Raw genomic sequence first — 14939 nt, forward strand, 5'->3', positions numbered from 1 at the left:
CCCGGGCGGCGGCACAACTGCGACGTAACCGCGCGCTCTATCCGTACCTCTGAAGGTTTTTCGACTGTGTGAAAGGTGGTTCCTGCTGTGCGTAGGTTCTTTGACCTGTTCCGCCGGGCTCCGGTGCGGAGTCGGCGTAACCGGCGGTTGCTCGCTGAGATCGCCCGCCACAACAACCGGCGGCCGACCGACGCCGCGGCCGGGCCGCGTCCGTCGGTGCGGCCCGCCCCGAACGCTGCCGGTCACTTGTACGGGCGGGCGGTGCGGCCGTCGATCAGCCCTGGCCTGGTCCGCGACCGTTCGTTCGGCGACCGGGTTCGGCGTGGCTGCGACCCGGTCGAGGTGCGGGCGTTTCTGCATCTGGTCGCCGACGAGTTGACCGCGCTGCGCGCCGAACTTGGCTCCACCCAGGAGGAGAACGCTCGGCTCAAGCAGGCGTTGCGGGACTGGCAGTCGCAGCAGTTCGAGCAGACCCACCGGTTCGGGGCGGGGGTGGCGGCGTGAACGGCGTCAACAAGGTGCCGGCCGGCTCGCCGCACATCGTCGGGGTCGGCGCGGACCGGCGGCGGGCGCAACGGGTGTTCACCGTGGCGAACCTCGACACCGGGCAGGTGGCCTCGACCAGCCTCGTTCCGGGCTCGTTTACGCCGTTGCCGACGCCGGGTGGGACGTGGTGGTTGCCGTACGCGCCGATCGTCGCCGACCTCGCTGCCCGCGCGGGCGTTGTCGAGGCGACGCTGCGTGACCCGGACTTCCCCGACGAACCGGGCCGGCTGCCGTCGTCCGGGTTGACGCTGCCCCGGCAGTGGCAGCCCACCGTTCCGCAACGCGACCGGCTGCGGTGGGAAGCCGTCGCGCTCACCAACCGGCTGGTGTCGCCGTGGCTGGTCCTGATCGGCCGCAGCACCGAGCCGCCGCCACCGGGTGACCCGGCCCGGCTGCTCGGCCGGCTGTGCGCGCTCGCCGACCAGTTGCACGTCGACCTGGTCCTCGAAGTCCGGCCCAGCTCCATCGGGCGTGGGCTGAGCTGGGACGTCCGGTTCGAGCATGCCGGCGGTGCGGTGCCCGACTACCAGCACCGGTGGATCGCCGACCTGCCGACCGCGCTCGCCACCATCCCCGCCGAACGGGCGGTGACCGGCCTGACCGTCGCCAACCCGCAGCTGCCCGCCCACTACCTCACCGACGCCGCCCTCACCGGGCGTGTGGTGCCGGTCGGGTTGGACGGGCACCCCGGCGGCCACGACCTCGACCAGGTCGAACGACGCATGACAGCCGATGCCGAGCAGCACGGTGGGGCGCAGGCCATCTGGCGTAACCGGCACTGGTGGCACACCAGCCTGCGGCCCGCCGACACCGCCGGCACATTTGTGCGCGGCTGGGAACCGCCGGCACCGAAACACTGGGGCGAGCCGATCCCCGCCCACCCCTGCACGCGGTGCGCCGACCGGCCCGACCCGCCGTACTGCCTGGACTGCTACGGCACCCGCCAGGTGCGACGCGGCGCGGTGCTCACCGTCACCGACCTGCGTGGCCGGACCGTGCACCGCAACTGGCGACCCGACAGCGAACCGACCGGCGACCCGGAAGCCGCCGTCGGCCCGCAACCGCCCACCCTGGTGCTCACCGACCGACCGTCCGGCACCACCGTGTGGCAGCTCGACGAGCACTACCAGATCGGCTCGCTCGCGGCGCAGTTCGGCGTCGAGCCGACCGACCTGACCGACATCGACGGCGAACACGTCATCGACCAGCACCTGCGCAACGGCGTCAGCCAGGTCCCCCACACCGGTGGCGACCCACTCGACGCGTACCTCGGTGAAGTCGGCGCCACCTACGACGGCGCCCGCGTCATGGTCCTCGCCACCGGTTGGCCCGGCCCCACCCTCGACGAACTCGCCGCCCTGGTTCGCGGCCTCGGCCTCGCCCTCGACGTCACCGTCATCGACCACCGCAACACCACCGGCCGACCCGAACTGTCCCAAGGTCACTCCTGGTCGGTCCGGGTCGTCGACCCGGCCACACGCTTGGCCGTCGACCCCGTGCCCACCAGCGCCGCCCTGCCCGAAGCCGTCGCGCTGTGCTACCGCTATCTACACGGCGCACTGCGCGCCACCATCCCCACCGACCCGACCACGCCGATCCCCGTGCCGCAACAGCCCGCAGCGGCCGGCACCCTCCCCGACACCACAACCTGCATCACCCAGGTACGCCGCCACGCCGCCACCCGGCCCGGCGAACCTGTCACTGTCCGCCTCCACCCCGACGGCACCCACACCCGCACCACAGACCACCCGAGGTAGCCTCTGCCTGACGATGTTGACGGCTCGGGTTGCTGGGCGTTTAGGTGGTGGGCGTGCAGCAACCCAGGGTCGGTGTGGCGGCATTCGTGCTCAGCGAAGGTCGCTTCCTGATGGGCTTCCGCAAAGGTGCCCACGGGGCCGGCACCTGGTCGCTGCCCGGCGGCCACCTCGAACACGGGGAGAGCTTCGAGCAGACCGCGCGGCGGGAGGTCGAGGAGGAGACCGGCGTCGAGATCACCAACGTACGCTTCGGAGCGGTAACCAACGACGTGTTCGACGCCGCCCGGCACTACGTGACGATCTGGATGATCAGTGACCACCTACGGGGCAGTCCACAGGTCCGCGAGCCGGACAAGTTCGTCGACCTCCGCTGGACCGCCCCGCCCACGATGCCTGATCCACTCTTCCTCCCCATGCGGAACCTGCTCGACCAGCACGACCTGGCGCAGCTGCTGCCGTGACAATCAGCCGACGAGGGTCGGCATCTCCGACCGGTTTCTTCTGCTTTTCCGGGCGCTCCGTGATGGCATCAGCCGTGGCATGAGCTGTACCTCGACGTGATCCAGATCCTCGCGGATCGTCTGCATGCTGTGCTTCTCGGCCCGTTCCCGTTTGCCGGAGGTGCGCGCGGCTCGGCGGAGCGCTTTGAAGGACACCGCCATCAGCCAACTGGCCGCAGAAGCGCGGCTGATGTGTCTCAGGCTCGCGTCCTGCAGCCGCCGTAGATACTCGGCTAGTATCGGACGGTCGCGTGGTGGCACGTCGCCTAGGATCTGGTCCGCAATCGGGGTGCTGTTGGAAGGTTTGAAGATGGCGAGTGCGATCAGCGCATCGGTCAAAGTGTGTCGCCCGGCGACGCTGATATGGGTCTTCACTAGTTTGAGAAGGCGCTCTGCGGCGGGGCTGCGTTGAATCCTCCCGGTTCGTAGGTCGTCGACTAGTCCGTCTCGAATTAGCCACAGCTCGTTGCGAAATTGGCTGTGCGCTAGGCGGGTAAGCTGATAAATTAGCAGGAATGGTGACAGGGCTGCAGAGATCAGCATTATGAAGAATGCCAGCGAGTCAATGTGCATTCTCTTCCTCTTTCTGTCGGCTATTCGCGCTCTCCAGCTCCTTCTCTAGTTTGTCAAGGCGCTCTCTCTGTTGCTTGATTTTCTTCTTCCTCAGGCGACTCTGATTTGCTGTCACGCCAAGGATGGTGGTGGATGCAACGGAGTAGGCAACTGCTATGCTTACTCTTATGTCGGCATTGACGGCTGTTGTCTCGCCGGCAAAGGCGGCGGCGATAGGCTGCACCGCTTGAAGTGGAATCCATGCTACGGCGATGACCGCGATCCACCGCGTGCCGTCGACAATCCCTTGAATAATCTGGAACTTGTGGCCCTTTCTGCTATCTTCCCTCAGCTGCTTGAGTGCCTGCTCGGTCCGTTCAGTTCGCAGGTTTGCTCGATCGATTTGCAGCCGTAGTTTCTCTTTTTCGAGGTCGTCTATCTGCTTCTGTGGGTGTTCGCTGACCTCATCATGATCTCTTTGTTGCTCTCCCGCATGACTGAGGATCATAAGAGCTTTCGTGTTGTTGAGTTTGACGTGCAAAAACAGCTAATCGGGCAAGCTGGGCTGTTGGGCTCTTCTTCGCATCTCTCCGTTATCTGGCTGATGATCATGGGTAACTGCTGGTGGTGATTGGTGTGCGGATAGTGTTGATCTTTGCTCGCGAGGTCACATCTGTCGGCTATCTGACTTTCTTGATCAACCCTTGGTTGTCGGGGGTGTGCGTACGGTGATGATACCGCAACGTCGATATCGTGTTCAATCTTAGCGGCGTTGATGAACGTGGATGTAGTGGGAGTTTGCCTACATCGAACTGATTGCACGATCTTCGCCGCGCTACCAGGTATGGCGCGTGCGCTTCATTACGGGACGAGGCGAACTGTGGGCGACGTGTCTGGGCTTGCCGGCGCTTGCCGCCTAGGATCGACGGGCTGAGGCGGTCACGGCTTCACACGTGCTCAACCGGGTGGAGGGGAGCGGGATGACACTGCTGCGGGATCTGATCAACATCCCGACCTCGGTGGGCGACTCCGACTTCGTCGTACGCGCCGCCGCCGGTGCCGACCTGGCCAACTACGTCGTGACCGACCAGCTCCGGGACAGCTTCACCAAGGCACTCGCCAAGGTCGAGCACGCCGTCACCACCGGCCGGTCCCAGGCAACCTTCCTGCACGGCTCCTTCGGCTCCGGCAAGTCGCACTTCATGGCCGTACTGCGGGAGATCCTGCACGGCAACCCCGAGGCCCGCGCCCTGCGCAACCTCGGCGAGCAGGTGGTCGCCGCCGACAGGTGGCTCACCGGGCGGCGGCTGCTCACCCTCACCTTCCACATGCTCGACGCCCGCTCGGTCGAACAGGCCGTGCTGGAGGGCTACCTCAACCAGATCACCGCGCTGCACCCCGACGCGCCGACGCCCGCCGTACACCGGTCCGACGCGCTGCTGACCGACGCGGCCGGGCTGCGCGCCCGGATGGGTGACGAGGCGTTCTTCGCCGCGCTCAGTGACGCCGACCCCGGCGTCGCCGCCGGGTCGGCCAGCAGCGGCGCAGGCAGCGCCGCCGGATCCGCCTCCGCCGTCAGCTCGGACGACGAAACCCCCGGCCTGGCCGTGCTACACAGCCAGCGACAGGGTTGGACCGCAGACCGGTACGCCGCTGCCGCCGCCGAGCCGCCGGGCACCGCCGACCGCGATCGGCTCGTCACCGCCCTCACCACCGCGTTCTTCACCAACGCGGTACGCAGCGGCGAGTACCTCGACCTCGACACCGGCCTCGCCGTCATCACCCGGCACGCCAGCAACCTCGGCTATGACGGGATCGTCCTCTTCCTCGACGAGATGATCCTGTGGCTGTCCACCAAGATGAGCGACCACGTCTTCGTCAACACCGAAGGCGCCAAGCTCAACAAGCTGGTCGAGTCGGCCGACGCCGACCGGCCGATCCCGCTGATCTCCTTCGTCGCCCGGCAACGCAACCTGGAGGAGTTCCTCGGCCCGCAGGTCGGCGGCACCGAACGCGAAGTCCTCGCGCTGGTCCTACGCAGCGTCCAGGGCCGGCTCGGGGAGATCCCGCTCGCCGACACCAACCTGCCGGAAATCACCGAGAAACGGCTGCTCAAGCCGCGCAGCGACGAAGCGAAGGCCGAAATCGACCGGGCGTTCGCCGTGGTCCGCGGCAACCGGCAGGTCTGGGACATCCTGCTGCTCGGCGCCCAGTACGGCGACGCCGGCATCGGCTCCGACGCCACCGCCTTCCGCAAGCTCTACCCCTTCTCACCAGCCCTGGTCGCCACCCTCGTCGCCCTTTCCCAGGCGTTGCAGCGGGAACGGACCGCGATCAAGGTGATGACCGAGCTGCTCGTCGAACGCCGCGACACCCTGCGGATCAACGACCTCATCGGGGTGGCCGCGCTGTTCGAGCCGCTGGTGCTGCGCGGCGAACTACCTGACCGGGTCGAGCTCAGGCAGCGCTTCGAAGCCGCCCGCGACCTGTACGGCAAGAAGCTGCGCCCGCTGCTGCTGCGGCTCAACAGCATCACCGAAGCCGACGCGGCCGCAAACACCCAGTTCGAGCTCGACGACAAGCTGATCAAGACGGTGCTGCTCGGGGCGCTGGTGCCCGAGGTGCCCGCCCTGCACAACCTCACCGCCGGCAAACTGCACGCGCTCAATTTCGGCACCATCACCTCGCCGATCCCCGGCTACGAGCACCAGATCGTGCTCAATCGGCTCAACAAGGTCGCCAACGAGGCCGGCGAGCTGCACCTCACCGACGGCGCCGACCCGGTCGTCACCATCGAGCTGCACACCGTCGACTACGACAAGCTCCTCGACTGGGTCCGGCCCGAAGAGGCGACCACCGGCGGCGCGTTGCAGCAGCTGCTGCGCGAGCTGGTCAGCACCGAGATCGGGCTGACCGGTGCCACCGGGCAGCTCGGCGAGCTGCAACACCCCCGCGAGTGGCGCGGCCGGCGACACACCGTCCAGGTCAAGTTCGGCAACGTACGCGACGGCGACAGCATGCCCGTCGCCGCGCTGCTACCCACCGGGGAGGCCTGGCGCATCGTCATCGACTACCCGTTCGACCCGCAGGGCCGCCCACGCAGCGACGACCGGGCCCGGATCGAAGCCCTGCCGCGCGGCGAACGCAGCGTCTTCTGGCTGCCGCTCTACTTCAGCGACCAGATGATGGGCCACCTCGCCCAACTGTCGAAAATCAACTACCTGCTGGGCGGCACCGGCGAACGGTACAACGACGCCGTCCGGGACTGGTCGGTGAGCGAACGCCAGCAGGGCCGCGCCTACCTTCAGCAGCGACAGAGCCAGCTGCGCGGCACCGTGACCAACGCCCTCAAACAGGCGTACGGCGTCGCCGCCCCGCAGCCCGGCGACGTCGTCGAGGACAGCGTCGGGGTGCTGCACACCCTCGACGATGCCGTCGACGGCGAACTCGGCGACCCTCGCGGCGGCACCCTGGCCCAAGCGTTCCACAATCTCACCGGACAGCTGCTGGCCGCGACCTACCCGGGCCGGCCGGCGCTGCCCGAGGACGAGAAACCGCCGACCAGCGCCGAGCTGGCCAAGGTCCTTACCTACGCCCGGCAGGCCGTCGCCGACCCCACCCGGGGCGTCACCGTCCCGGCCACCGACCAGCGGACCCTGCGGCGGATCTGCAACAACCTGCAACTCGGTGAGCTGGCCGACCACCGGTACGTGCTCACCACCAGCACCAGCTACTGGACCCGGCACCTGCTGCAGCGGGCCGCCGCCGACGGCCACCGGGACAGCTTCCCGGTGCACCGACTGCGCGGCCACCTCGACCAGCCGGAGCCCCGAGGCTTCGACCGCAGCCTGCAGAACCTGATCCTCTGCGTCTTCGCCCTCGACCACCAGCTCGCCTGGTACCTCAACGAGGGCCAGGTCACCGTCGACCGGGTCGACGCCGTCACCGACGCCCACGAGCTGAAGTTCCCGCCGATGCCGAGCGACACCGACTGGCAACGGGCAATCGAACGCGCCCAGCACCTGTTCGGCCAGGTGCTGCCGGCCTGGCTCATCCCAGCAAACCTCGCCAAGGCGGCGGCCCAGGTCCGGAAAGCCGCCACCGAACTTGGACCGGCCGTCAGCGACCTGCTCGACCAGCTCACCGCGCACGCCGGCACCCTCGGCCTCGACCCCGCCGCCGACACCGGCCGGATCGGCGTCACCCGCCGCCTCGCCCGGCTGCTCACCGACCTGCGCCACGAACGCGACGACGTCGTCCTGATCGCCCAACTCGCCGGCGCCGACCTCAGCGACATCGACGACGCGACCGCCGGTACGGCGATCGCCAGCGCGCCGACGATGGTCCGCGCCCTGCGGGACACCCAGTGGGCGGTGCTGACCGCCATCACCTCGATGGCCGCCGACGACGAGCGGGCCCGCGCATTGGTCGACCGGCTGCACACCGCCGCCGGCCACCACCAGCACTCCCTCGACCTGGTCGGCGAGCTGCACGCCGTGTTCGGTGCGGCGGCGGCACTGCTCGCCGAACGCCGCCCCACCTCGACGCCGTCGCCCCCGCCGGACCCGGACCCGGCTCCGGATCCGAGGCCGAACCCGCAGCTGCCCGACGGGGGTGCCACGGTCACCGTCGCCGACCCCAGCGGTACGCGGGCCATGGGCTACGACCACACCGGCGGCGGCTCGCCTGCCGTGCCCGGTGCGAAGCCGCCGCGCCAGCGGACCATCGTCGACGAGGCCGGCCTCAAGGAACTCACCGACGAAATCAGCGGCGAACTCGCCCAGGGCAGACGGGTCCGGATCACCTGGGAGACCGAGTGACCGCGGCACCCACCCGGTCGACCGCGACCCCGACCCCGCCGGGCCGACCGGACGCCGTACGGCCCGATGCCGTACGCCGCAAAGTCGCCGCCTGGCTGAAGGAGGACGACGGCACCGACGCCATCGCGCTGCGCGCCGCACCGGTCTGGGACAGCGATGCGGTGATCGTCGTCGGTCGTGTCCGGCTGCGGGTCGTCGCCTGCCCGACGCCGCTCGCCGCCCGCGCCGCCCTGCACGACCGAGCCGACGACGAGAAGCTGGTGCTGCTCACCGACCTGCCCGACGCCGTCCTCGGTGACGGGCTGCTCGCCCACCTCAGCCGGCAGTCCGTCCGCAGCGTCAACGCCTGGGAACTCGTCCGGCAGATGTTCGGCGGCGTGCGACTCGACCCGAGCCTGCCGACCGACCGCCGCTGGCTGCCCGCCGCGCTCGCCGACCACGCCCCCGTCGACGGCTGGCCCACCCCGCCCGGCACGATCCTCACCCGCGACCACGCGCTGCGCTGCCTCACCGCCGAACTGCTCGGCGTCGACCGTGACCAGCTCGACGCCTCCGGACTGCTGCAGTGGACCACCGACGCGCAGGCGCAGCAGCGGTTCACCGACAGGGTCGCCGCCGACGTCGCCGACGGCATCACCGCCTATCTCCGTGACGTCGCCGGGCCGATCGCAGAGCCGGTGATGGCGGCGGTCCGCGCCGGCCACGGCGTCGACGTCATCCCCATCGGGCTGCTCGCCGAGGTGCTCTGGCCCACGCCGGCCGGCGGCACAGCCGGCAGGCCAGCCGGCGCGGCGGCCAGCGGACCGGCCGGAGTCGAAGTCGCCGTCGCCCGGACCCGGCTCGAACCCCGCTTCGGTGCCCTGCGGATGACCCCCGTGCAGGCCGCGGCGCTGCACGACGCCGCCGACGCCTGGGTGGCCCGTGCCCTCGACTCCGACGACGACATGGTCCGCCAGCAAGGGCTTCGGCTGGTCCGCCGGGCCGAGGCCATCGCCGCCGACATCGAGCTGACCAGCCAGTTGGCGGCGTCCAGCCTGCTGCCCGCCGGGGTCACCTGGCGGCTGCGCGCCTTCGCCGCAGCCGTACACGCCGCCCTGCCGCCGCCCGGCGCACCCGCCGCCGGCACCGTCACCACGGCCGGGCTCAGCCGAGCAGAAGCCGCGTTCAAACGGCTCACCGAACACCGGGCCGCTGACCAGGGCCGGCGGACCACCGCCCACATGGCCCTGCGCCTGCTGCGTTGGCTCAGCCGGCCGGCCGGCCAGCCACCCCGGACCCTGTACGCCGCCCTGCAACGGCAGGTCACCGTCGACGGCTGGGTGGACCGGGCCCGGCTCGACGTCTTTGCCGGGGACGTCGACCCCGAGGTCGCCGAGGCGTACCAGGCGCTGCACCGGGCCGTCGACGCCCGCCGCGCCCGCCACGACGAACAGTTCGCCGGCCTGCTCGCCGAAGCCACCCGCGCCGACGCCGAACCCGGCCGGATGCTGCGCGTCGAAGACGTCCTGGACCGGGTCGTCGCCCCGATCCTCGACGCCGGACGTCAGGCGCTGCTGCTGGTCATGGACGGCATGGGCGTCGCCGCCGCCACCGAACTCGCCGAATCGCTCACCCGCGACGGCAGCTGGATCGAGCTGACCCAGGCCGGCGGCCCCCGGGCCGGTGTCCTCGCCGCGCTGCCCACGGTGACCGCGGCCAGCCGGTGCAGCCTGCTCAGCGGCCAGCTCGCCGTCGGCGACCGGCAGACCGAGCAGAGCGCCTTCGAAGGGCGGTTCACCGGCGGTCGACTGCTGCACAAGAACTCCCTGCGCGCGGGGGCGGGTGCCGCCATCGACCCCGAGGTGCGGGCCGCGATCGACGACCCGGCCGTGCCGGTGGTGGCCGCCGTCGTCAACACCATCGACGACTCCCTCGGCTACGGCGAGCCCGGCAGCACCGTCTGGGGCCAGGACACCGTCCCGGCCGTACGGGACCTGCTCGCCGTCGCCCGGCACCGGGTGGTGGTGATCGTCTCCGACCACGGGCACGTCGTCGACCGGGGGCCCGAGGCGGTCACCCTGCCCGGCGGCGACGGGCAGAACAACCGGTGGCGACCGGTCACCAGCAGCACCACCGACAGCACCGCGGACAGCAGCGGCGACAGCGCCAGTGACCGGCTCGGTGACGGCGAGACCGTGGTCACCGGGCGGCGGGTGCTGCTCGGCGGCGGCACCGTCGTGCTGCCGTGGCGGGAGGAGTTGCGCTACGGCCCCCGCAAGGCCGGCTACCACGGCGGCGCCGCCCCGGCCGAAGCCGTCATCCCGCTGCTGATGTTCACCGCCGGCAACGACGAGTCGGTGCCCGACTGGCAGCCCGCTCCGGTCGCCAGCCCTGACTGGTGGCGGGAACCGGTGTCGTCGACAGCACAGCCCGGCACCGGCGGAGGTGGCGGCGGCCGGTCCGGTACGGGCGGCAGGCGGGCCGGCAAAGGCGGCCAGTCGGCGAAGCCGGTCCAGACCGAGCAGCTGTTCGACGTACCCGCCGATCCGCAGCAGCCGACGGCGGCCGCGCCGCCGGTCGCCGCGCCGGCCGATGCGGACCGGGCGCTGATCGACCGGCTGCTCGCCAGCGAGCGGTACGCCCAGCGCCGCAACCCGCGTACCCCGCTCGACGACGACCGGGTCGCCGCCCTGCTCCGGGTGCTGCTGGCCGGCAACGGCCGGGCCGGGCTGGAAACCCTCGCCGCGCAGGCCGGGGTGCCCGCCCATCGGATCCAGGGCACGGTGACCGCGTTGCGTCGGCTGCTGCAGGTCGAGGGGTACCCGGTGCTGACCATCGACGCCGACGGGCAGACCGTCGTGCTCGACAGGCCGCTGCTGGTCGAGCAGTTCGACCTCGGCGAGTCGTCGTGACCGTGCCGACCCCGCCGGGCAGCCCACCGGAAATCTCGCCGCGTCGCCGCCGCGACATCATCGACGCGCTGCGGCGCGGTGCCGTGCCCGCCAACGGCCTCGACGCGCTCGCGGTCGGGCTGGACCGGTTCGCCGCCGCCATCGACGACGACCTCGACCGGGTCGCCGGTGGCGGCAGCGTCTTCAAAGCCGTCCGTGGCGAGTACGGTGCCGGCAAGACGTTCTTCGCCCGCTGGCTGGCCGAACGGGCCAAACGGCGCGGCTTCGCCGCCGCCGAAGTGCAGATCTCCGAGTTGGAAACCCCGCTGCACCGGATGGAGACCGTCTACCGCCGGCTCGTCGAGCACCTCAACACCGAACAGTTCGCCGCCAGCGCGCTACGGCCCGTCCTCGACGGCTGGATCTTCGCGCTGGAGGAGGACGTACTCGCGTCGGGCACCGTCAGTGAATCGGACCGCGACGGGCTCGACCGGGCCGTCAGCGACCTGCTGGAACGCCGCCTCGCCGAAATTTCCCGCAGCACCCCCGGGTTCGCCGCCGCGCTACGCGGCTACCGCGCCGCCACCGCCGCCGGCGACCAGCCCACCGCCGACGGGCTCGCCGCCTGGCTCGCCGGGCAGCCGCACGTCGCCGCCACCGCCCGCCGGGCCGCCGGAGTGAAAGGCGACCTGGACCACTTCGCCGCGCTGAGCTTCCTGCGTGGCCTGCTCACCGTGCTGCGCGACAGCGGCCACCCCGGTCTGCTGCTCGTCCTCGACGAGGTGGAGACCCTGCAACGGGTCCGCTCCGACTCCCGGGACAAGGCCCTCAACGCGCTGCGCCAACTCGTCGACGACGTCCACGGCGGACGGTTTCCCGGCCTGTTCCTGGTGATCACCGGTACCCCCGCCTTCTACGACGGCGCACAGGGGGTGCAGCGCCTCGCCCCGCTGGCCCAACGCCTCGCCACCGACTTCGGCGGCGACCCCCGCTGGGACAACCCGCGTGCGGTGCAGCTGCGGCTGCCCGGTTTCACCGTGCCGGCGCTCGTCGAGCTGGGCGTACGGGTCCGCCGGATCTACGGCAGCGGACGGCTCGCCGGCCGGGTCGACGACGCGTACCTGACCGAGCTGGCGACTTCGGTCACCGGCAGACTCGGCGGCACCGTCGGAATGGCGCCCCGGATCTACCTGAAGAAGCTGGTCGCCGACGTGCTCGACCGGGCCGACCAGTTCACCGACTGGGACCCGCGCCGGCACTACCAGCTGACGGTGCGCTCCGACGAGCTGACCCCGGTCGAACGCAACGCGGCCAGCGCCGGCGAGGTCCCGTTGGACCTGCCGTGACCGACACCGGCGAGCTGCACCCGGTCCTGACGTACCACCTGGTCAACAGCCTGGGCTGGCGGGACCTGCGGCCGATGCAACGGGCCGCGGTCGGCCCTATCCTGGCCGGTGCGGACGCCCTGCTGCTGGCCCCCACCGCCGGCGGCAAGACCGAAGCCGCCGTCTTTCCGCTGCTGTCGAAGATGGCCGACGCCGGCTGGCCCGGCACCTCGGTGCTCTACCTGTGCCCGTTGAAGGCGCTGCTGAACAACCTGCTGCCCCGGCTGGAACGCTACGCCGACTGGCTCGGCCGCCGGGCCGCCCTCTGGCACGGTGACGTCACCCCGGCCCGCCGCCGGGCGATCCTCGCCAGCCGGCCCGACATCCTGCTGACCACCCCGGAATCGCTGGAAGCGATGCTGGTCAGCGCCAACGTAGACCACCGGTCGTTCTTCGCCGGGGTGCGGGCCGTGGTCGTCGACGAGGTGCATGCCTTCGCCGACGACGACCGTGGCTGGCATCTGCTGGCCGTCCTGGAACGGCTCACCCACCTGATCGGCCGACCGCTGCAACGGATCGGGCTGTCGGCCACCGTCGGCAACCCGGACGCCCTGCTGACCTGGCTGCAGGGCTCCGGCGCGGCCAGCCGCCCGAGCCGGGTCGTCGCCCCCGACACCGCTTCCGCCCCGGCTGCCGCTTCCGCCCCGGTCGCGGGGGCAGCCGTCGCGGACCGGGCACCGCCCGGCGACGTCGAGCTTGACTTCGTCGGCTCGCTGTCCAACGCCGCCACCGTGATCGCCGCGCTGCACGCGGGCGAGAAACGGCTGGTCTTCTGCGAATCCCGGCAGACCGTCGAAGAGCTCGGCCAGCTGCTGCGCCAACGCGACATCACCACGTTCCTGTCGCACGCCTCGCTTTCCGCCGACGAACGACGCCGCTCCGAACAGGCGTTCGCCGAGGCCCGGGACTGCGTCATCGTCTCCACCAGCACGCTGGAGCTGGGAATCGACGTCGGTGACCTCGACCGGGTGGTCCAGATCGACGCCCCGGCGACCGTCGCGTCGTTTCTGCAGCGACTCGGCCGGACCGGACGCCGCCCCGGTGCCACCCGCAACTGCCTGTTCCTCGCCCGCGACGGCGACGCACTGATCGAAGCGGCGGCACTGCTGACGCTCTGGGGCCGTGGCTGGGTGGAGCCGGTCGTCCCGCCACCCGAGCCCCGGCACATCGTCGCCCAGCAGATCCTCGCCCTGAGCCTGCAGCAGGGTCAGGTCGGTGACCAGGAGTGCATCGGGTGGTGGAACGGGCTGGCACCGTTCGACGAAAGCGCCCGGCCGATCCTGCGGCACCTGGTGGACAGCGGATACCTCGACACCGACAGCGGCATGCTGTTCATCGGCCCCGAAGCCGAAAAGCGGTTCGGGCACCGGCATTTCATGTCGATGACCGCGGTCTTCACCGGTCCACCCGAGTTCACCGTCCTCTACGGACAATCCGAGCTCGGCCGGATCGACCCGAGCCTGCTCACGGAGGAGGTCCGGGGTGACCGCCGGCTGCTGCTCACCGGGCAGAGTTGGCGGGTCACGTACATCGACTGGCGGCGGCGACGCTGCTTCGTCGAACCGGCCGACGGCGGAGGGAAGGCTCGTTGGACGGCTGACGGCCTCGCCGGGCTGGGCTACGAACTGACCCGGGCCATGCGTGATGTCCTGCTCGGCACCGATCCACCGGTACGGCTCACCCGCCGCGCGGTCGACCGGCTGCACCGCGTACGCGACGAGCGCTCCTCGCTGGTGCACCCCGGTGGCAACGTCATCCTGCGTGACCGCTCCGGCGACCTGCGCTGGTGGACCTGGGCCGGATACCGGGCCAACGCCACCCTCGCCGCGACCCTCAGCGAAGTGGTCGACCCGGTGCAGCGCTTCGACGACTGCCAGATCCGGCTGCGCGCCGACCTGACCCCCGCCGACTGGTGTTCCCTCACCGCAGACGCCACCGAACGGATCTGTTTGCCCGACGTCGACGAGAAGGCTTTGGCCGGGCTCAAGTTCAGCGCCGCCCTGCCGGCGCGGCTCGCGACGGCCACCCTCGCCGCCCGACTGGCCGACCCGGTTGCCGCCCTGGCCGTCCTTCGCCAGAGCACCCGTTTCATATCGATCTAGGACGGTATGTCTCCTAACCCGTCGACGGTGGCCTGGCGGAGCAGGGCGCTGTTGGTGGTGCCGAGGAACGCGTACGACGTCGCGTCGAAGACGAGGGTCGTCCCGTCGGCCAGGCCGACCCCCACCCCGGGGCGGTTGGCAAGGTCCCGCACCTGCTGCCGGACGGTCACCCCCGGCAGCGAAGCCAACGCGGCGAACAGGGCGCTCCGCTGACCCGAGGTGAGATACCGACCGCCGACCAGCAGCTCACCGGCCCGCTGCAAGACGAGCGCATCGGCGACGCCGCCACCGGGGGCGGCAACGGACGCCACCTTCGGCCCCGCCGCCGAGGACACACCGGCTCGGAGCGAGTCGAGCACCGCCGCCGGGCTGTCCGGCATGCCGGACAGCCCGGCGGCCGAGGTACA

Annotated in this window: 9 protein-coding genes and 1 pseudogene; 7 read left to right on the plus strand and 3 right to left on the minus strand. The window is 70.8% G+C overall.

The genetic code is table 11. From position 1 onward, the window contains the following. Nucleotides 1-87 precede the first annotated feature (87 nt). From ACFHWT_RS27930 to ACFHWT_RS27940, 3 genes are read left to right on the plus strand one after another with little or no spacing between them, the layout of a single operon-like run. Nucleotides 88-504, plus strand: a complete 417-nt coding sequence (locus ACFHWT_RS27930; protein ID WP_416597657.1) for a DivIVA domain-containing protein — start codon at nucleotides 88-90, stop codon at nucleotides 502-504. Further along, nucleotides 501-2303 carry a hypothetical protein gene (locus ACFHWT_RS27935; protein WP_416597658.1) on the plus strand — a complete coding sequence of 601 codons (1803 nt, stop codon included), beginning with the start codon at nucleotides 501-503 and terminating at the stop codon, nucleotides 2301-2303. Before ACFHWT_RS27930 ends, ACFHWT_RS27935 begins: the two co-directional genes overlap by 4 nt. A 53-nt stretch (nucleotides 2304-2356) precedes the next feature. Beyond that, nucleotides 2357-2764, plus strand: coding sequence for a nucleotide triphosphate diphosphatase NUDT15 (locus ACFHWT_RS27940; RefSeq protein ID WP_416568733.1), 408 nt, complete (start codon nucleotides 2357-2359; stop codon nucleotides 2762-2764). Between the two features lie 3 nt (nucleotides 2765-2767). Here the strand turns inward: ACFHWT_RS27940 and ACFHWT_RS27945 are convergent, their stop codons facing one another. Then, complete coding sequence (locus ACFHWT_RS27945; protein ID WP_416568732.1) at nucleotides 2768-3376, minus strand: hypothetical protein; 609 nt, start codon at nucleotides 3374-3376, stop codon at nucleotides 2768-2770. After that, the gene (locus ACFHWT_RS27950; protein WP_416597659.1) at nucleotides 3366-3863 is read right to left on the minus strand and encodes a hypothetical protein; all 498 of its coding nucleotides are present in this window, start codon (nucleotides 3861-3863) and stop codon (nucleotides 3366-3368) included. Before ACFHWT_RS27950 ends, ACFHWT_RS27945 begins: the two co-directional genes overlap by 11 nt. A gap of 472 nt (nucleotides 3864-4335) precedes the next feature. Between ACFHWT_RS27950 and ACFHWT_RS27955 the strand changes: the two genes are divergently transcribed. From ACFHWT_RS27955 to ACFHWT_RS27970, 4 genes are read left to right on the plus strand one after another with little or no spacing between them, the layout of a single operon-like run. After that, a complete protein-coding gene (locus ACFHWT_RS27955; RefSeq protein WP_416597660.1) occupies nucleotides 4336-8175 on the plus strand; it encodes a phage resistance protein in 3840 nt (1279 codons plus the stop codon). Next, nucleotides 8172-11066, plus strand: a complete 2895-nt coding sequence (pglZ, locus tag ACFHWT_RS27960) for a BREX-2 system phosphatase PglZ (RefSeq protein WP_416597661.1) — start codon at nucleotides 8172-8174, stop codon at nucleotides 11064-11066. Before ACFHWT_RS27955 ends, pglZ begins: the two co-directional genes overlap by 4 nt. Further along, nucleotides 11063-12391, plus strand: coding sequence for a BREX system ATP-binding protein BrxD (brxD, locus tag ACFHWT_RS27965; RefSeq protein WP_416551932.1), 1329 nt, complete (start codon nucleotides 11063-11065; stop codon nucleotides 12389-12391). The genes pglZ and brxD overlap by 4 nt, the downstream gene beginning before the upstream one ends. Then, nucleotides 12388-14532: a DEAD/DEAH box helicase gene (locus ACFHWT_RS27970; protein ID WP_416597662.1), complete on the plus strand. Its 2145-nt coding sequence runs from the start codon at nucleotides 12388-12390 to the stop codon at nucleotides 14530-14532. Before brxD ends, ACFHWT_RS27970 begins: the two co-directional genes overlap by 4 nt. Here the strand turns inward: ACFHWT_RS27970 and ACFHWT_RS27975 are convergent. Further along, nucleotides 14529-14939, minus strand: a pseudogene (locus tag ACFHWT_RS27975) (hypothetical protein); the annotation flags it as partial. The gene ACFHWT_RS27970 and the pseudogene ACFHWT_RS27975 overlap by 4 nt on opposite strands.

The organism is Micromonospora sp. LOL_021 (assembly GCF_048060215.1).
In the GTDB taxonomy this organism is placed as follows: Bacteria; Actinomycetota; Actinomycetes; order Mycobacteriales; family Micromonosporaceae; genus Micromonospora_E.